Raw genomic sequence first — 18376 nt, 5'->3', positions numbered from 1 at the left:
CGATGCAGCTCACCGTCTGGACCTACGAGGGACCGCCCCATATCGGCGCCATGCGCGTCGCCACCGCAATGAAGGGTCTGCACTACGTGCTGCACGCCCCCCAGGGCGACACCTATGCCGACCTGCTGTTCACCATGATCGAGCGGCGCGATGCCCGCCCGCCGGTGACCTACACCACCTTCCAGGCGCGCGACCTCGGCTCCGACACCGCCGCGATCTTCAAGGACGCGGTCGCGGCCGCCTACGAGCGCTTCCGCCCCGAGGCGATGATCGTCGGCGCCTCCTGCACGGCGGAGCTGATCCAGGACGATCCGGGCGGTCTCGCCAAGGCCCTGGCCCTGCCGATCCCGGTGATTCCGCTGGACCTGCCCGCCTATCAGAAGAAGGAGAACTGGGGCGCCTCGGAGACCTTCTATCGGCTGGTGCGGACCCTCGCCGCTGCGGTCAAGCCCGCCACGCCGCGCGAGACCCGGCGTCCGCTCTGCAACATCCTCGGCCCGACCGCTCTCGGCTTCCGCCATCGCGACGATCTCGTGGAGATCCGGAAGCTACTCGACGCCCTCGGCATCGACGTGAACGTGGTGGCGCCCCTCGGTGCGAGCCCCGCCGATCTCGGCCGCCTCGGCGAGGCCGATTTCAACGTGGTGCTCTATCCCGAGATCGCGCGCGCCGCCGGGCAGCACCTAAAAAAAACCTTCGGCCAGCCGATGGTCGAGACCGTTCCGATCGGCGTCGCCGCCACGATCCGCTTCGTGGAGGAGGTGGCGACGATCGCCGGCGTCGATCCGGCCCCGGTCCTGTCCGGCGCGCCCTCGCGACTGCCCTGGTACTCGCGCTCGGTCGATTCGACCTATCTCACGGGCAAACGCGTCTTCATCTTCGGCGACGCAACCCACGCCCTCGCCGCCGCCCGGGTCGCCGCCACCGAACTCGGCTTCAAGGTGGTGGGTCTCGGCAGCTATGCCCGCGAATTCGCCCGCGAGATCCGGGCCGAGGCGGCGCTCCACGGCATCGAGGCGACGATCACCGACGATTACCTCGACGTGGAGGCGGCGATCCAGGCCAGCGCCGCCGAACTGGTGCTGGGCACGCAGATGGAGCGTCACATCGCCAAGCGTCTGGGCCTGCCCTGCGCGGTGATCTCGGCCCCGATCCACGTCCAGGATTTCCCCGCCCGGCACTCGCCGCAAATGGGGTTCGAGGGCGCCAACGTCCTGTTCGACACCTGGGTCCACCCCCTGATGATGGGACTCGAAGAGCATCTGCTCGGCATGTTCCGCGAGGATTCCGAGTTCCACGCCGACGCCGCGCCCTCGCATCTCGGCCCCGGCCACCAGGCCGTCCCTCCCCCCCCTGCGCGCTACGATACTCATGCATCTGGCGGGCAGCACGGGTCCCCTCTCCTGGAAGGAGAGGGACAGGGTGAGGTGTGTGGCCTCTCCGGAGATGGACCACACCTCACCCCAACCCTCTCCTTCCAGGAGAGGGAGCCCGTCGCGCCTCATGTCGAACCCTCTCGGATGGACGAACAGCCGTCGAGTAGAGGTGCGAATCCGGTCGCCAATGCGGGCGAAGAAAGGGGTTCTAGTTCCGCCGCTTGGGCCGCAGATGCCGAGAAAGAGCTGAAAAAAATCCCGTTCTTCGTGCGGGGCAAAGCCCGCGCCAACACCGAACGCTTCGCCCGCGAGCGGGCGCTCCCCCTCATCACCGTCGAGACGCTGTACGATGCCAAAGCGCATTTCGGACGCTGAGCGTCCTGCCCTCAGCCTCGTCGTCGTGACGATGGACAATCACATGGCGAGCGCCCTGGAGCGCGCCCGTCACCAGTTGCGCGACGAGATGCCGGGGCTCACGCTCTGCTTCCACGCGGCGGCGGAATGGGACACCGATCCGGGAGCTCTCGCGGCCTGCAAGGCCGACATCGCCCGCGCCGACATCGTAGTCTCGACCATGCTGTTCATGGACGAGCACGTCCGCGCCATCCACCCGGCGCTGCTCGCCCGCCGCCCGCATTGCGACGCGATGATCGGCTGCCTCTCGGCCAGCGAGATCGTCAAGACCACCCGCCTCAACCGCTTCGACATGGACGGCACCAAAAACGGCGCCCTCGAATTCCTGAAGAAGCTGCGCGGCAAGACCGGCGCCCAGGGCAACGGCGCCCGACAGATGGCGATGATCCGCCGGCTGCCCAAGATCCTGCGCTTCATCCCCGGCTCGGCCCAGGATGTCAGGGCCTATTTCCTCACCCTGCAATACTGGCTCTCGGGCTCGGACGAGAACATCGCCAACCTCGTGCGCTTCCTCGTCGGCCGCTACGCCGCCGGGCCGCGCGAGAGCTGGCGCCGGATCGCCGCCGCGCCGGCGCCCCTGAGCTACCCCGAGACCGGTCTCTACCATCCGCGCATGAAGGGCCGGATCGGCGAGGATCCCTCGCGGCTGCCGGTCCCGTCAGCGGGGGTGAAGGGCCGCGTCGGCCTGCTGGTGATGCGCTCCTACGTGCTCGCCGGGAACACCGCCCATTACGACGGCGTCATCGCCGCCCTCGAAGCGCGCGGGCTCAGTGTCGTGCCGGCCTTCGCCAGCGGCCTCGACAACCGTCCGGCGGTGGAGGCCTTCTTCCGGAGCAACGGCCGGCCCGCCATCGACGCCCTCGTCTCGCTCACCGGGTTCTCTTTGGTGGGCGGCCCCGCCTACAACGATGCGGCCGCCGCCGAGACCACCCTGCGCGACCTCGACGTCCCCTACCTCGCCGCTCACGCCCTCGAATTCCAGACCGTGGAGCAATGGGAGGCATCGGACCGCGGCCTCTCCCCCGTGGAGGCCACGATGATGGTGGCGATCCCCGAACTCGACGGGGCCACCGCGCCGATGGTGTTCGGCGGCCGCTCCAGCCGCTCGACCGGCGCCAATGCCCGCGACATGAGCGTCCACCTCGAGCGGGCCGACATGCTCGCCGCCCGCGTCGAGCGCCTCGTCTCCCTGCGCCGGAAGGATAGGGCCGCGCGCAAGGTGGCCATCGTCCTGTTCGGCTTCCCGCCCAATGCCGGGAGCATCGGCACCGCCGCCTTCCTCTCGGTCTACCAGTCCCTTCACAACACGCTGACGGGCCTGAAGGCCGACGGTTACGACGTCGCCGTGCCCGACAGCGTCGACGACCTGCGCAACGCGGTGCTGGCGGGCAACGCCGCCCGCTTCGGCACCAGCGCCAACGTCCATCACCGCATCCCGGCCGACGACCATGTCCGGCGCGAGCGGCATCTCTCCGAGATCGAGGCGCAATGGGGTCCGGCTCCGGGCCGCCAGAACAGCAACGGGTCGCAGATCTTCGTGCTTGGGGCGCAGTTCGGCAACGTCTTCGTCGGCGTGCAGCCGGGCTTCGGCTACGAGGGCGACCCGATGCGGCTGCTGTTCGAGCGCGGCTTTGCCCCGACCCACGCCTTCTCCGCCTTCTACCGCTACCTGCGCGAGGATTTCCGCGCCGATGCCGTGCTGCATTTCGGCACCCACGGGGCGCTCGAATTCATGCCCGGCAAGCAGACCGGCCTGTCGGATTCGTGCTGGCCCGAGCGCCTGATCGGTCCGCTGCCCAACGTCTACCTCTATGCCGCCAACAACCCGTCCGAGGGCATGATCGCCAAGCGCCGCTCGGCCGCCACCATGGTGAGCTACCTCACCCCGAGCCTCACCCAGGCCGGGCTCTACCGGGGACTCATCGACCTCAAGGCCTCCATCGAGCGCTGGCGCGGCCTGGAGCCGGAGGCGGAAGCCGAGCGCCGCGATCTCGGCCAGATGATCCAGGCCCAGGGCTCCGCCCTCGACCTGACCCCGGCCGAGCCGGCCTGGTTCGGGGACATGTCCGGCAGGGTCCTGGCCCTCGGCCTCGCCCTCAGCGAACTCGAACACACCTTGATCCCGCACGGAATGCACGTGGTCGGCGAGGGCACGCCCGCCGAGGAACGGATCGACCTGCTGCTCGCCCTGGCGGACGCGTCGGGCGGGCTGAAGCCCGACCGCGCCGGCATCGAGGCCCTGGTGGCGGGGGCACCCCTCGACCGGGCGCTGGCCGCAGCAAACCTGCCCCTCGACGAGGAGCACCGCGCCGCCTTCGCCGCCCTGCGCGAGACCGACGCCCTGCTGGCGCAAGACCACGAGCTTCCCGCTTTGCTGCGGGCGCTGGACGGCCGCTTCATCGCGCCGGTCGCCGGCGGCGACCTCCTGCGCAATCCCTCCGTGCTGCCCACGGGACGCAACATCCACGGTTTCGACCCCTACCGCCTGCCCTCCGCCTTCGCGGTGGCCGACGGCACGCGGCAGGTCGCCCGCATCCTCGCCCGCTACCGCGACGAGGGCGCGCCCCTGCCGGAGAGCATCGCCCTGGTCCTGTGGGGCACCGACAACCTGAAGAGCGAGGGCGGCCCCATCGCCCAGGCCCTGGCCCTGATCGGCGCGAGCCCGCGCTTCGACGGCTATGGCCGCCTCTGCGGCGCGACGCTGATCCCCCTCGATGACCTCGGCCGCCCGCGCATCGACGTGATGGTGACCCTGTCGGGCATTTTTCGCGATCTGCTCCCTCTCCAGACCAAGCTGCTGGCGGAAGCCTCCTATCTCGCGGCCACCGCCGACGAGCCGGCGGAGCGGAACTTCGTGCGCAAGCATGCCCTCGCCCACATGGAGGAGCACGGCATCGACATTGAGACCGCCGCCCTGCGGGTGTTCTCCAACGCCGAGGGCACCTACGGCGCCAACGTCAACAACCTCGTCGAGTCCGGCCGCTGGGAGGACGAGGACGAGATCAGCGAGACCTTCTCGCGGCGAAAGTCCTTCGCCTATGGCCGCAACGGCCGGCCCACCGCCCAGCGCGCCCTGATGGGCAGCGTGCTCGCCAAGGTCGATCTCGCCTACCAGAACCTCGATTCGGTGGAGGTCGGGGTGACCTCCGTCGACCATTACTTCGACGGTCTCGGCGGGATGGGCCGGGCGGTGGCCCGCGCCAAGGGCGAGGCCGTGCCGATCTTCATCAGCGACCAGACCAGAGGGGAGGGCGTCGTGCGCTCCCTCTCGGAGCAGGTCTCCCTGGAGACCCGGACCCGCATGCTCAACCCGAAATGGACGGAGGGCATGCTCGGTCACGGCTACGAGGGCGTGCGCCAGATCGAGGCGCATCTCACCAACACCATGGGCTGGTCGGCCACTTCCAACGCCGTCGCGCCCTGGATCTACCAGCGCATCACCGAGACCTACCTCCTCGATCCGGCGATGCGCGAGCGCCTCGCCGCCCTCAACCCGACCGCGTCGGCCAAGGTCGCGCACCGGCTGATCGAGGCGCACCAACGCGGCTTCTGGACTCCCGACGCGGCCACGCGCGACGCGCTCGACCGTGCCGAGGAGGAGCTCGAAGACCGTCTCGAAGGCATCACCGCAGGGGTCGCCGCATGAACATCGCCATCCGAAACCCAGTGGCCACGCGCCGCGAGGAAGGCAGCCTCCAGGTCGAGCTCGACCCAGGCCTGAAGATCGGCACGGCGAAGGTCTTCGCCGTCTACGGCAAGGGCGGCATCGGCAAGTCGACCACTTCGTCGAACCTGTCGGTGGCCTTCTCCAAGCTCGGCAAGCGCGTGCTGCAGATCGGCTGCGATCCGAAGCACGATTCGACCTTCACCCTGACCAAGCGCCTCGCCCCCACGGTGATCGATGCCCTGGAGGCCGTGCAGTTCCATTCCGAGGAATTGCGGATCGAGGATTTCGTGGCCGAGGGCTACAACGGCGTGATGTGCGTGGAGGCTGGCGGCCCCCCCGCGGGCACCGGCTGCGGCGGCTACGTGGTCGGCCAGACGGTAAAGCTCCTGAAAGAGCATCATCTCCTGGAGGACACCGACGTCGTCATCTTCGACGTGCTCGGCGACGTGGTCTGCGGCGGCTTCGCCTCACCGCTCCAGCATGCCGACCAGGCGCTGATCGTCACCGCCAACGACTTCGATTCGATCTTCGCCATGAACCGGATCGTCGCCGCGATCCACTCGAAGTCGAAGAACTATCCGGTACGCCTCGGCGGCGTCATCGCCAACCGCTCGGCCAAGACCGACGAGATCGACCGCTTCAACGCCGCCGTCGGCCTGGAGCGCATCGCGCATTTCCCCGACCTCGACGTGGTCCGGCGCTCGCGCCTCAAGAAATCGACCCTGTTCGAGATGGAGCCGACGCCGGAACTGATCGCGGTGACCGACGAGTACATGCGCCTCGCCGCCCATCTCTGGGCCGGCGGCAAGCCGCTCTCGGCGATGCCGATGAAGGACCGCGACCTGTTCGAGTTCCTCGGGTTCGATTGAGGGTGGGCGCCATGACGAGCACCAGCTACGCGGCGCGCCGCACGCAGCTGACCACCTATTTCGACCGCACGGCGGTGGAGGCCTGGGCCCGTCTCACCACGGACGCCCCGGTCTCGAAGATCCGCGCCACGGTGCGGGCGGGGCGGGACGCCATGCGGGCGAACCTGCTCTCCTGGCTCCCCGACGACCTCACCGGCCGGCGTGTCCTCGATGCCGGCTGCGGGACGGGAGCCCTCAGCGTCGAGGCCGCCCGGCGGGGAGCGGAGGTGGTCGCCATCGACGTGTCGCCGACGCTGGTGGGCCTCGCCCGCGAGCGCAGCGCCGAGCTTCTCGGCGGCCACCATATCGACTTCCGCGTCGGCGACATGCTCGACCCCCGGCTCGGCTGCTTCGACCATGTCGTCGCCATGGATTCGCTGATCCATTACGGCGCCGGCGACATCGTCCGCGCGCTCGCCGAACTCGGCCCGCGTACCGACGGATCCCTGGTCTTCACCGTGGCCCCGCGTACGGCGCTTCTGACCGTGATGCACGCCGCCGGCCGGCTCTTCCCGCGCGGCGACCGGGCGCCCGCCATCGTGCCGATCACCGAAAGCGGCCTGCGCCGCCGGATCGGCAGGGAGGCCGCGCTTGCCGGGTTCGCCGTGGGGCGGACGCGGCGGGTCAACAGCGGGTTCTATCTCTCGAACGCCGTCGAGCTGGCGCGCACCTCTCTTCCCCACCTCTTCCCGCAAGGGGGAGGGGGCCTGTCATGAAACCCGCCGACCTCACCGCACGCCTGCTCACGCGCCTCGGCCCCGGCCTGATGCCGTTCCTGCCCTTCGCCGATGCGGCGACGCCGGAGCTGCCGCTGGGGAGGCTGCTGCGGCTGTCGCTGTTCCAGGTGACGGTGGGCATGGCCGCCGTGCTCCTCATCGGCACGCTGAACCGGGTGATGATCGTCGAGCTCGAAGTCCCGGCCTGGATCGTGGCGGTGATGCTGTCGCTGCCCCTGGTCTTCGCACCCTTGCGGGCCCTGGTCGGCTTCCGCTCGGACACCCACCGTTCGGTGCTCGGCTGGCGCCGCGTCCCCTACATCTGGTTCGGCACGCTGCTGCAGTTCGGCGGGCTCGCCATCATGCCGTTCTCCCTGCTGATCCTGTCCGGCGACACCACCGGCCCGGTCTGGCCCGGCCATGTGGCCGCGGCTTTGGCCTTCGTCATGGTGGGGGCCGGCCTCCATACCACCCAGACCGTGGGGCTGGCTCTGGCCACCGATCTCGCCCCCGCCCATGCCCGGCCGAGGGTGGTGGCGCTCCTCTGCGCCATGCTGCTCGCCGGCATGATGGTCAGCGCCATCGCCTTCGGCTTGGCTCTGGCGAATTTCTCGGCCCTGCGGCTGATCCAGGTGATCCAGGGCGCGGCCGTCGTGACCATCGTGCTCAACGGCATCGCCCTGTGGAAGCAGGAGGCGCGACAGCCCGGACGCACGGCGACGGACCTGCCGCGCCCGAGCTTCTCGCAATCCTGGGCCACCTATGCCGACAGCGGCCTCGCCCGCCGGCGCCTCGTGGCCACGGGGCTCGGTACCGCGGCCTTCTCGATGCAGGACATCCTGCTCGAGCCCTATGGCGGACAGATCCTGCACCTGCCGGTGGCCGCCACCACTGCGCTCACCGCCATGCTCGCGGCCGGCGGCGGGGTCGGGCTGATGCTGGCCGCGCGCTGGCTCAACCGAGGCGGCGATCCGTTCCGGGTGGCGGCCGCCGGCAGCGGGGTCGGCATCATGGCCTTCTCGGCGGTGATCTTCGCGGCCCCCCTCGCCTCAGCCCAGCTCTTCACCACGGGCGTCACGCTGATCGGCCTCGGCGGCGGGCTGTTCGCCCACGGCACGCTCACCGCCTCCATGGCGAAGGCGGGGCCCGAGGATACCGGCCTGGCGCTCGGCGCCTGGGGCGCGGTCCAGGCCAGTGCGGCCGGCATCGCCATCGCCGCGAGCGGCATCCTGCGGGACGTGGGCTCCAGCCTCTCGGCATCCGGCGCGCTCGGCGAGGCCATGAGCGATCCGTCCGTGGGCTACCTCATCGTCTACCACATCGAGATCGCCCTGCTGTTCGCGACCCTCGTCGCCATCGGCCCCCTGGTCCGCGACACCACCGGTCGTGACACCGCCACCCGCGACAGGGAGGCACGCGCCCTCCTGCCGTCCTCCGTTCCCGGTCAAGGAGCCTGATCATGCCAAGAGGTGAAATCACGGGCTATGTCGATGTCGCCCAGGTCGTGCTCTACGCGTTCTGGATCTTCTTCGCCGGCCTCGTCTTCTACCTGCGCCAGGAGGATCGCCGCGAAGGCTATCCCCTGGAGAGCGAGGCGGCCGGCCGCCTCAAGCGCCCCGACCCGATCCTGATCCCGAGCCCGAAGCAGTTCCTGCTCTCCAACGGCCTGGTGAAGACCGCACCCCAGACCGACATGCAGCCGGCCTGGAACTACAAGGGCCACAAGCGCGAGGTCTGGCCCGGCTCGCCCCTGGAGCCGGACGGCGACGGCCTGCACGACCACATCGGCCCTGGCTCCTATGCCGATCGCGACGACCACCACGACCGCACCTGGGACGACGAGAAGCGGATCGTCCCCCTGCGGGTCGCCGAGCATTTCGTGGTCCATGAGGACGGCCCGAACCCGATCGGCATGACCGTGTTCGGCGCCGACCGGCAGGTGGCCGGCACCGTCACCGACCTCTGGATCGACCGCGGCGAATCCATGGTCCGCTACATCGAGGTCGAGCTCGGCTCGGGCGGGCGCCGGGTGCTGATGCCCAACACCTTCTGCCGGACCGGGCGGTTCTCGCGCACGGTGAAGACCGAGGCCCTGCTCGCCCACCAGTTCGCCGACATTCCCGGCCAGAAGGACCCCGACTCGGTGACCCTCTACGAGGAGGAGCGGATCATGGCCTTCTTCGGCGCCGGCACCCTCTACGCCACGGCCGGGCGCCAGGAGCCGTTCCTGTGAGCCGCGCCGCGAAATCCCCCCTCGGCGTGCCCGCCAACGCCTTCGACGCGCCGCCGGGCCTGCCCGCGCCCCTGCCGCCCGGAGAGCACATCCTCTGGCAGGGTCGTCCCTGCGCCTTCGGCATCGCCGCGCGGGCGCTGCATGCCCGCCTCGTCGGCCTCTGGTTCGTCGGACTGGCCCTGTGGGCGGCGATCCCGCCCCTCGGCGAGGGTGCCTTTGGACAGGCCCTGCTTCTCGCCGGGCCGACCCTCCTCGTCGGCGCCGGCGCAGTCGCGCTCCTCGGCCTCCTCGGCTGGCTCTCGGCGCGCTCGACCACCTACACCATCACCAACCGCCGGGTGGTGATGCGCCTCGGCATCGCCCTGCCGATGACCCTCAACCTGCCGTTCGGCCTGATCGAGGGCGCGGGTTGCAAGGTCTTTACGGACGGGAGTGGCGACCTGCCTTTACGGCTGCGTCGGGGCAACCGCGTAGCCTACCTCCATCTCTGGCCGCATGCCCGTCCCTGGGCCGTCACGAACCCCGAACCGATGATGCGATCGGTACCGGATGCAAAGCTCGCCGCGGAAATCCTCGCTCGCGCACTGTCAAGCGCACTTGACACAACGGAGGAAACTGCGACTCCTATGGTGGTCGCGCGGCAGCGGCCCGTCCGCCCGCCGCGCCTCGCCAACGCGAGTTGAAATCAGGGAGGAGACGCGATGACGGCGAAGGCTGATGCCGCCCGGATTCCGCGACCGCTGGTCATCGGGGCACTCGGGCTCATGGGGTTCGTGACCGTCGTGGTCGGGGTCGGCCGCAGCGAGGGGATCGGCCTCTCGCACATGCCGCCGGCCCGGATCGTCCGCTCCGTCGACCTGAACCCGGAGGACCGCGCCGACGGCGCCATCGTCATCCGGGATGCGCGCTCACAGGACGTCATCGCCACGATCGAGCCCGGTCAGGACAATTTCGTCCGCGCCACCCTGCGCGGCTTCGGCCAGGCCCGCCTGCGAGCCGGCCTCGGCCGGGAGCAACCCTTCCGCCTGACGCGCTTTGCCGACGGCGGCCTCGAACTCTCCGACCCGTCGACGGGTCGCGCCGTCAATCTCGGTGCCTTCGGCCCGTCGAACTTCGTCGCCTTCACGAGGCTCCTCCCCGAGACGAGGCTCGCCGACAGCGGAGCCGCCCGATGATCGCGTCGTTCGGACGTCGTACCGTCGAGGTACCCTGCACCGTCGAGATCGAGCAGACCCCCGAGACGCTCCACGCCCACGTGACCCTGGACGCCACGTTCGAGATCGAGCCGGGCGACGAAGTCCAGGTCCACGACGCGCCGACCTCCGTCCCCTATGGCGAGCGCCTCGTGGTCCGCCGTACCGCCACGGTCACCCGTGCCGGCATCCTGGAGCGGTTCTGGACCAAGTTCGCCGGCCATTTCGAGCTCACCGAACTCTACGAAGTCAGCTTCTCAGAGAGGAGGCGCCTGTGAACGTCTCGATCCAGCACCAGGCCCCGAAGGCCGTCACGCCGAAGCTGCCCATGAACGAGGGCACCAAGGCCGCCCAGGAGACGACCTTCCTCTCGCCCCGCTTCTACACCACGGATTTCGAGGAACTCGACCGCACCGATGTGGAGCCCGTGCGCAAGCAATGGGACATCCTGATCGCGGAGCTGCGCGCCGACCCGAACAAGCGCCACTTCACCCGCAACGAGGAGTTCGACCTCGACATGTCCGGCCTCGATCCGGACCTGCGCAAGGAGTTCATGGATTTCCTCGTCTCGTCGATCACCGCCGAGTTCTCCGGCTGCGTGCTCTACGCGGAGATGAGGAAGCGCGCCAAGAACCCCGATATTCGCGAGCTGTTCGGCTTCATGAGCCGCGACGAGGCGCGGCACGCCGGCTTCATCAACGACGTGCTCAAGGATTTCGGCATCGGCGTCGACCTGGGCTTCCTGACTAAGTCCAAGAAATACACCTTCTTCCGGCCGAAGTTCATCTTCTACGCCACCTATCTTTCCGAGAAGATCGGCTACGCCCGCTACATCACGATTTTCAGGGAGCTGGAACGCAATCCGGACCGGCGCTTCCACCCGATTTTCAAGTGGTTCGAGAAGTGGTGCAACGACGAGTTCCGCCACGGCGAGGCCTTCGCGCTGCTGATGCGGGCCAACCCCAAGCTGACCACGGGGATCAACCGCTACTGGATCAAGTTTTTCCTGCTCGCCGTCTTCGCGACCATGTATGTGCGCGACCATTGCCGACCGCATTTCCACAAGGCGCTCGGGGTCGATCCGACCGATTACGACTTCAAGGTGTTCCGGATCACCTCCGACATCTCGAAACAGACCTTCCCGCTCACCCTCGACCTCGACAACCCGAAGTTCAAGGCAGCCCTCGACCGGCTCCTCGTCTGCTCCAACAAGCTCGCCGACGCCAAGGCGCAGGGCGGGATCGTGGGGAGGCTGAAACAGGGTGCCTGGATCGCGGCATCGGCGGTGAACTTCGCCCGGCTCTACGCGCTACCCACCATCGATAACCCGATGCCCGCCGAGATCCGCCTCGAGCCGGTCTGGTAGGACGCGGGAGGATGGCCGCCCACGCCGTTCCCGCGCTCTACGCGGTGTTGATCTGGTGGTTCTCCACCGGACTCATCATCCTGCTCGATCACCGCCCCCGCCACACCCATCCCTGGAGCATGGCGGCCGGCACCCTGGTGCTGATGGCCGCGCTCTACGCCATCGGTGCGAGCGCCGGGGACACCAGCGAGGCGGGCGCCTACACGGCGTTCACGGCGGCACTCCTGGTCTGGGGCTGGCAGGAGATGAGCTACTACATGGGCTACGTCGCGGGGCCGCGCAAAACCGGCTGCCCTCCCACGACGACGGGGTTCGCCCTGTTCCGGGCGGCAGCGGCCACGAGCCTGTGGCACGAGGCGGCAATCGTCGCCGGGATGGCCGGCATCCTCGCCCTGACCTGGGGCGAGCCCAACAAATTCGCCCTGTGGACCTACCTGATCCTCTGGGGAATGAACCTCTCCGCTCGGCTCAACATGTTCCTCGGCGTGCGCAATCTCAACGCCGAGTTCCTGCCCGAGCGCCTCGGCTACCTCGCCTGCTTCCTCAGGAACCGGCGCATGAACGCGCTCTTCCCGTTCTCCGTGGCCATCGCCGCCCTGGTGACGATCCTGCTCGCGCGCGCCGCGATGGGGGAGGGGATCGGCACCCACGAGGTCGCCGGCTTCACCATCGTCACCACGCTGATGGCGCTGGCGACCCTGGAACACGGCTTCCTGATGCTGCCCCTGCCCTCGGCGGCCCTGTGGGCCTGGAGCCTGCCGAAGGCTGCGGGCACCCCGAACCCTCCCGTCTATGCGGGGGAGGGTGCCTGCAGTGCAGGCGTGAGGGAGGGCGGCACAGGCTTTTCCGGAGAGGCGGTTCCCCTCTCCCGACCCTCGCTCACGCGAGGGCCACCCTCCCCCGCAGAGGGGGGAGGGACCGCTCTCTGACGCTCCAGCAAGACGAGTCTCAAGCAGCCAACGCGAAACATCGCGATCCATAGGGAAGGGGACGGCCATGAACTACGAAGACTTCTTCGGCGATGCCTTGTCCGGTCTCCACCGCGAAGGCCGCTACCGCGTCTTCACCGATCTCGAGCGCCAGAACGGTCGCTTCCCCCACGCCACCCATCACAGCCCCGGCGGCGAACGCCCGGTGACGGTGTGGTGCTCCAACGACTATCTCGGCATGGGTCAGAACCCCGTCGTGCTCGAGGCCATGCACGAGGCGCTGGACCGCTGCGGCGCCGGGGCCGGCGGCACCCGCAACATCTCCGGCACCAACCATTATCACGTACTCCTCGAGCGCGAGCTCGCCGACCTCCACCGCAAGGAGGCGGCCCTCCTCTTCACCTCCGGCTACGTCTCGAACTGGGCGGCTTTGGGCACTCTCGCCGGCAAGCTGCCGGGCTGCGTCGTGCTGTCGGATGCCGAGAACCACGCCTCGATGATCGAGGGCATCAAGGCGTCCCGCGCCGAACGCCACATCTTCCGCCACAACGACCCGGAAGACCTCGATCGCAAGCTGAGGTTGATCGACCCGGCACGGCCGAAGCTGGTGGCCTTCGAGTCGGTCTATTCCATGGACGGCGACATCGCCCCCATCGCCGAGATCTGCGACGTCGCCGAAGCACACGGCGCGCTCACCTATCTCGACGAGGTCCACGCGGTCGGCCTCTACGGCCCGCGCGGCGGCGGCATTTCCGAGCGCGAGGGCCTCGCCCATCGCCTCGACGTCATCGAGGGCACGCTCGGCAAGGCCTTCGCGGTGCATGGGGGCTACATCACCGGCTCGGCGAAGCTCTGCGACTTCGTCCGCAGCTTCGCATCCGGCTTCATCTTCACGACCTCGCTGCCGCCCGCCGTGGCGGCGGGGGCCGCGGCGAGCATCAAGCACCTGAAGGCCAGCGGCACCGAGCGCGCCCGACATCAGGAGCGCGTCGCCCAGGTCCGCGCCCGGCTCGACGCCGCCGGCATCCCCTATCTCCCCAACGACAGCCACATCGTCCCGGTGATGGTCGGCGACCCGGTCCTGTGTAAGGCGATCAGCGACACGCTCCTCGACGAGTTCGGCATCTACGTCCAGCCGATCAACTACCCCACCGTGCCGCGCGGAACCGAGCGCCTGCGCATCACCCCGTCGCCGCTGCATTCGGACGCCGACATCGACTATCTCGTCGGGGCGCTGGCGGCGATCTGGACGCGGATGGGCGTGGAGCAGGCGGCGGCGGAGTAGCATTCCCCTCTCCGCACGGGCGGGGAGAGGGCCTCGTCCTCCCTCCGTCGGGAGGCGAGGTGAGCCCGGCAGGGCGAAGGTGAGGGGGGCCCTCCGGAAAAGGCTCCTTCGACGGCGTCCCCTCACCCTCGGCTGCCGCCTCGTTTCGGACCCGACGAGGGGGCCGAAACCCTCTCCCCGCAGGCGGGGAGGGGGGACCATCCAGAGCCTGAATCGGGCCCCCGGGAGACTGTCGATGATCGTCAACGGAACGACCCGAACCGCATCCCTTCCGTCACACGCCCACCCTCGTCCCGAATCGCCGGAGCGCGGCGCGAGCCAAGGAATCCTCCGGAGGCCCCGAGGCGACCCCGAACCGTCCATCATGGCCCCGGCCCCGCCCATCACCTTCCCCTTCTCCGCCATCGTCGGCCAGGACGAGATGCGGCGCGCCCTGATGATCGCGGCGGTGGACCCCTCCGTGGGCGGCGTCCTCGTCTTCGGCGACCGGGGTACCGGCAAGTCCACGGCGATCCGGGGCCTCGCGGCCCTGCTGCCGCCGATGAAGGCGGTGATCGGCTGCCCCTATTCCTGCGATCCCGCCAAGCCCGCCGGCGAGTGCCCGCATTGTTCCGGCCGCGCCGAAGGCAGACGAAGCCACCTCGCGCCGGTGCCGGTGGTGGACCTGCCCCTGGGCGCCACCGAGGACCGGGTGGTGGGCGCCCTCGACCTCGAACGCGCCCTGACGCGCGGCGAGAAGGCGTTCGAGCCGGGCCTGCTGGCCCGCGCCAATCGCGGCTTCCTCTACATCGACGAGGTCAACCTCCTCGACGACCACCTCGTCGACCTCCTCCTCGATGTGGCGGCCTCCGGGATCAACACCGTGGAGCGCGAGGGGTTGAGCATCCGGCACCCGGCGAAGTTCGTGCTGGTGGGCAGCGGCAACCCGGAGGAGGGCGAGCTGCGGCCCCAGCTTCTCGACCGGTTCGGCCTCGCCGTGGAGGTGACCACGCCCACGGACCTGCCCACCCGCATCGACGTGGTGCGCCGGCGCGACGCCTATGAGCGCGACCCTGCGGGGTTCTGCGCCGCCTATGCCAAGGCCGACAGGGCGCTGCAGAAGCGCCTCACCGCCGCCAGGGCGCGCTTGCCCACCCTCGACATGCCCGACGCGACCCTGGAGGCCGCCGCCCGGCTCTGCCTCGCGCTCGGCACCGACGGCCTGCGCGGCGAGCTGACCCTGATGCGCACCGCCCGGGCGCTGGCCGCCTATGAGGGGGCCGACACCGTGGGAATCGACCATCTCCGGCAGGTCGCGCCGTCGGCTTTACGGCACCGCCTGCGCCGCAACCCGCTCGACGAATCTGGCTCCACCGCCCGCGTCGCGCGGGCGGTGACGGAGGTGCTGGGGTCGTGAGCGAGGGGCCGGCGATCTGGGCCGACGCCCTGCGCATCGCCCGGCTCGTGGCCGCCGACCCTCACGGCTGCGGCGGCGTGGTGGTGCGCGCCGGGGCCGGGCCGGTGCGCGACCGCTGGCTCGACGCCATTTTCGAAAACATGAGCGCCGGCAAGCCGTTACGGCGGATGCCGGCGGGGATCGCCGAGGACCGGCTCGTGGGCGGGCTCGACCTCGCGGCGACGCTCGCCGCCGGGCGGCCGGTGGCCCAGGCCGGGCTGCTGGCCGAGGCCCATGGGGGACTTCTCGTCGCCGCGATGGCCGAGCGGATGGGGCAGGGCACCGCCGCGCATCTCGCCGCCGCCCTCGATACCGGGCGTCTTAGGGTGGAGCGGGACGGGCTGGCGGAGACCCGGCCGGCGCGGTTCGGGCTCATCCTCCTCGACGAGGGGATCGGCGAGGACGAGGCCGCCCCGGCCGCCCTGGCCGATCGGTTGGCCTTCCATCTCGACCTCACGGACGTGCCGCCGAGCGCCACGCGACCCGTGCTTCCACCGCCATCGGACGGCCTTTCGCCGGAATCCGAAACGCCGTCGGATGGCGGTGGGCAGAGCGGCCACGATCCCGTCGCCGACCTGAGCGAGGTCGCGGCCCGGCTCGGCATCGACTCCCTACGTGCGCCGCTCCTCGCCCTCCGGGTCGCCCGCCTCCTCGCCCGCCTCGACGGGCGCGCCGAGATCGCCGAGGCGGATGCGCGGGAGGCCGCGCGCCTCGTCCTCGGCCACCGCGCCACCCGCCTCCCGGAGCGCGAGTCTCCCCCCGAGGAGGGGGAGGGGCGGGACGAGGCCGCGCCGGACAGGCCGCCGCCCCCGGACGGGGCGGCCCCCGGCCCCGACCCGGAGGAGGGCACCGCGTCCGCCCCCGACGACCGCATCGTCGAGGCCGCCCGTGCCGCGATTCCGGCCGGGCTCCTGGCGATGCTGATGCGGGACGGCCCGCGCCTGCGGATGCCCCGCGCCGGCAAGGCCGGGGCGAAGGCCGTCTCCGCCCGTTCCGGCCGCCCCATGGGGGCGCGGCCGGGCGATCCGCGCCGGGGCCGGCTCGATCTCATCGCGACCCTGAGCGCCGCAGCCCCCTGGCAGGGCATCCGCCGGTCGCCGGACGGGAGCGCCGCCTTCCTGGCGATCCGCCCCGACGACATCCGAATCACCCGGTTCCGGCAGCGGACCGAGACCACGACGATCTTCACGGTGGACGCCTCCGGCTCCTCCGCCCTGGAGCGGCTGGCAGAGGCCAAGGGGGCCGTCGAGCTGCTTCTGGCCGAGGCCTATACGCGGCGGGACAAGGTCGCCCTCGTGGCGTTTCGCGGCGCCGGCGCGGAGCTGGTCCTGGCGCCGACGCGCTCCCTGGTGCGGGCGCGGCGCGGCCTCGCCGCCCTGCCCGGAGGCGGCGGGACGCCGCTCGCCGCCGGCATCGACGCCGCCGGAGAGGTCGCCCTCGGGGTCAGGCGCGGCGGCGGGACGCCGGTGGTGGTGATGCTCACCGACGGAAGGGCCAACGTCGCCCGGTCGGGGATCGCCGGGCGGGAGCGGGCGGGCGAGGATTCGCTCAAAGCCGCCCGCCTCTTCCGCGAGGCGGCCTTCCGCGCCATCCTGATCGACACCGCCCAGAGGCCGCAGGATTCGGCGCGCCGCCTCGCCGCCGCCATGGGGGCGCGCTATCTGCCCCTGCCCCATGCCGATGCCGGGGCGATGAGCGCCGCGATCCGGTCGGCGAGGGAATAAGGTCACCAGCATGCGCGCGCCCGCCGAACGACCCCGCTGGGAGCGCGAGGGCGCCGACTGGCCGCACCGGGAGGCGAGCCGCTTCGTCACGGCCTCCGGCCTCAACTGGCACATCCAGGAGATGGGGGAGGAAGGGGCTCCGACCGTGCTGCTCCTCCACGGCACGGGCGCCGCCACCCATTCCTGGCGGGGGCTGATGCCGCTCCTGGCCAAGCGCTTCCGGATCGTCGCCCCGGACCTGCCGGGCCACGGCTTCACCGACCCGCTCCCCGCCGCAAAACTCTCTCTGCCGGGGATGGCTGGCGCCGTAGGCGACCTCCTCGACGGGCTCGCCCTCCGCCCGACTCTGGTCGTCGGCCATTCGGCGGGGGCGGCGCTCCTGGTCCGGCTCTGCCTCGACGGGCGGATCACCCCCGACCTCCTGGTGGCGCTCAACGGCGCGCTGACCCCGTTTCCGGGCCTCGCCTCGGTGCTGTTCCCGAGCATGGCGCGGCTGCTCTTCCTCAACCCCGTCACCCCCAAGCTCTTCGCCTGGACCGCCGACCGCCCGGCGGTGGAGCGCCTGATTCGCGGCACCGGCTCCCGCCTCGACCCGCAGGGGCTCGATCTCTACCGACGCCTGTTCCGCACACCCGGCCACGTGGCCGGGGCGCTGGGCATGATGGCGAACTGGGACCTCGCCACCCTCGACCGCGCCATTACCCGCCTCGCCACCCCGACGCTCCTCGTGGTCGGCAGCGAGGACAAGGCCATCTCCCCCGACACCGCCTTCGCCCTGCGCCAACGCTTAGCCAACGCCCGCGTGGAGCTGCTGCGCGGCCTCGGCCACCTCGCCCATGAGGAGGCGCCGGAGAAGGTGGCGGAGGTGATTTTTGGGGCGGTGGTCCCGGCGGTGGGGGAAGATGTCGGAGCTATCGCGTCGCCTTGACGATGGGTCGGTGGTGTCTCGGTTCTGAATTCGAGGATGAGGTCTGCGGTGAGTGGTCACCGGACCTTGGCCCCGCCCCTGGAATCGGACGTTGTGCCCCCCTTACCGAACAACGTTACTTCATCCGATTGGCAACAGACTTTCAGCACCGACATTAAATCCTGGCTCCGCCGATCCTGAGGCAGGCTGATATGCGACATAC

15 protein-coding genes are annotated in these 18376 nt (G+C 70.3%); all 15 read left to right on the top strand.

Annotated elements, in window-relative coordinates; translation table 11 throughout:
• Positions 1–2 precede the first annotated feature (2 nt).
• Positions 3–1751 (top strand): ferredoxin:protochlorophyllide reductase (ATP-dependent) subunit B, encoded by a 1749-nt coding sequence (gene bchB, locus K368_RS0119775; protein WP_027173846.1) that lies wholly within the window; start codon positions 3–5, stop codon positions 1749–1751.
• The gene (locus K368_RS0119770) at positions 1726–5436 is read left to right on the top strand and encodes a magnesium chelatase subunit H (RefSeq protein WP_027173845.1); all 3711 of its coding nucleotides are present in this window, start codon (positions 1726–1728) and stop codon (positions 5434–5436) included. Before bchB ends, K368_RS0119770 begins: the two co-directional genes overlap by 26 nt.
• Positions 5433–6326 carry a ferredoxin:protochlorophyllide reductase (ATP-dependent) iron-sulfur ATP-binding protein gene (bchL, locus tag K368_RS0119765; RefSeq protein WP_027173844.1) on the top strand — a complete coding sequence of 298 codons (894 nt, stop codon included), beginning with the start codon at positions 5433–5435 and terminating at the stop codon, positions 6324–6326. Before K368_RS0119770 ends, bchL begins: the two co-directional genes overlap by 4 nt.
• Before the next feature lie 11 nt (positions 6327–6337).
• Positions 6338–7081, top strand: coding sequence for a magnesium protoporphyrin IX methyltransferase (bchM, locus tag K368_RS0119760; protein WP_027173843.1), 744 nt, complete (start codon positions 6338–6340; stop codon positions 7079–7081).
• Positions 7078–8538: a BCD family MFS transporter gene (locus K368_RS0119755; protein WP_027173842.1), complete on the top strand. Its 1461-nt coding sequence runs from the start codon at positions 7078–7080 to the stop codon at positions 8536–8538. Before bchM ends, K368_RS0119755 begins: the two co-directional genes overlap by 4 nt.
• A gap of 2 nt (positions 8539–8540) precedes the next feature.
• The gene (gene puhA, locus K368_RS0119750; protein WP_027173841.1) at positions 8541–9314 is read left to right on the top strand and encodes a photosynthetic reaction center subunit H; all 774 of its coding nucleotides are present in this window, start codon (positions 8541–8543) and stop codon (positions 9312–9314) included.
• Entirely contained in the window at positions 9311–9997 is a 687-nt protein-coding gene (puhB, locus tag K368_RS0119745; RefSeq protein ID WP_027173840.1) for a photosynthetic complex putative assembly protein PuhB, read from the top strand. Before puhA ends, puhB begins: the two co-directional genes overlap by 4 nt.
• Before the next feature lie 18 nt (positions 9998–10015).
• Positions 10016–10489 carry a photosynthetic complex assembly protein PuhC gene (gene puhC, locus K368_RS0119740; protein WP_027173839.1) on the top strand — a complete coding sequence of 158 codons (474 nt, stop codon included), beginning with the start codon at positions 10016–10018 and terminating at the stop codon, positions 10487–10489.
• Entirely contained in the window at positions 10486–10785 is a 300-nt protein-coding gene (locus K368_RS0119735; RefSeq protein ID WP_036266529.1) for a hypothetical protein, read from the top strand. The genes puhC and K368_RS0119735 overlap by 4 nt, the downstream gene beginning before the upstream one ends.
• A gap of 8 nt (positions 10786–10793) precedes the next feature.
• Positions 10794–11873 (top strand): magnesium-protoporphyrin IX monomethyl ester (oxidative) cyclase, encoded by a 1080-nt coding sequence (gene acsF, locus K368_RS0119730; RefSeq protein ID WP_280940258.1) that lies wholly within the window; start codon positions 10794–10796, stop codon positions 11871–11873.
• Between the two features lie 11 nt (positions 11874–11884).
• Positions 11885–12802 carry a putative photosynthetic complex assembly protein PuhE gene (gene puhE, locus K368_RS0119725; protein WP_027173836.1) on the top strand — a complete coding sequence of 306 codons (918 nt, stop codon included), beginning with the start codon at positions 11885–11887 and terminating at the stop codon, positions 12800–12802.
• 67 nt (positions 12803–12869) lie between these two features.
• Positions 12870–14087, top strand: a complete 1218-nt coding sequence (hemA, locus tag K368_RS0119720; RefSeq protein WP_027173835.1) for a 5-aminolevulinate synthase — start codon at positions 12870–12872, stop codon at positions 14085–14087.
• Positions 14088–14451: 364 nt separating this feature from the next.
• Complete coding sequence (gene bchI, locus K368_RS0119715) at positions 14452–15483, top strand: magnesium chelatase ATPase subunit I (protein ID WP_027173834.1); 1032 nt, start codon at positions 14452–14454, stop codon at positions 15481–15483.
• Positions 15480–17246 (top strand): magnesium chelatase subunit D, encoded by a 1767-nt coding sequence (locus tag K368_RS0119710; protein ID WP_027173833.1) that lies wholly within the window; start codon positions 15480–15482, stop codon positions 17244–17246. Before bchI ends, K368_RS0119710 begins: the two co-directional genes overlap by 4 nt.
• A 10-nt stretch (positions 17247–17256) precedes the next feature.
• Positions 17257–18174: an alpha/beta fold hydrolase BchO gene (gene bchO / locus K368_RS0119705; RefSeq protein ID WP_027173832.1), complete on the top strand. Its 918-nt coding sequence runs from the start codon at positions 17257–17259 to the stop codon at positions 18172–18174.
• Positions 18175–18376 lie beyond the last annotated feature (202 nt).

The sequence above is a fragment of the Methylobacterium sp. 10 genome (genome assembly GCF_000519085.1).
GTDB lineage: Bacteria > Pseudomonadota > Alphaproteobacteria > Rhizobiales > Beijerinckiaceae > Methylobacterium.
The sequence above is the reverse complement of the archived record's forward strand: the minus strand, read 5'-3'. Positions and strand labels throughout refer to the sequence as shown.

Bases quoted from the DNA above. Each gene is read 5' to 3' on its own strand.
- bchI (WP_027173834.1), top strand. From the start codon at position 14,452: ATGGCCCCGGCCCCGCCCATCACCTTCCCCTTCTCCGCCATCGTCGGC.
- bchB (WP_027173846.1), top strand. From the start codon at position 3: ATGCAGCTCACCGTCTGGACCTACGAGGGACCGCCCCATATCGGCGCC.
- puhE (WP_027173836.1), top strand. From the start codon at position 11,885: ATGGCCGCCCACGCCGTTCCCGCGCTCTACGCGGTGTTGATCTGGTGG.
- K368_RS0119770 (WP_027173845.1), top strand. From the start codon at position 1,726: ATGCCAAAGCGCATTTCGGACGCTGAGCGTCCTGCCCTCAGCCTCGTC.
- K368_RS0119735 (WP_036266529.1), top strand. From the start codon at position 10,486: ATGATCGCGTCGTTCGGACGTCGTACCGTCGAGGTACCCTGCACCGTC.
- bchM (WP_027173843.1), top strand. From the start codon at position 6,338: ATGACGAGCACCAGCTACGCGGCGCGCCGCACGCAGCTGACCACCTAT.
- puhA (WP_027173841.1), top strand. From the start codon at position 8,541: ATGCCAAGAGGTGAAATCACGGGCTATGTCGATGTCGCCCAGGTCGTG.
- K368_RS0119755 (WP_027173842.1), top strand. From the start codon at position 7,078: ATGAAACCCGCCGACCTCACCGCACGCCTGCTCACGCGCCTCGGCCCC.
- puhC (WP_027173839.1), top strand. From the start codon at position 10,016: ATGACGGCGAAGGCTGATGCCGCCCGGATTCCGCGACCGCTGGTCATC.
- hemA (WP_027173835.1), top strand. From the start codon at position 12,870: ATGAACTACGAAGACTTCTTCGGCGATGCCTTGTCCGGTCTCCACCGC.
- bchL (WP_027173844.1), top strand. From the start codon at position 5,433: ATGAACATCGCCATCCGAAACCCAGTGGCCACGCGCCGCGAGGAAGGC.
- bchO (WP_027173832.1), top strand. From the start codon at position 17,257: ATGCGCGCGCCCGCCGAACGACCCCGCTGGGAGCGCGAGGGCGCCGAC.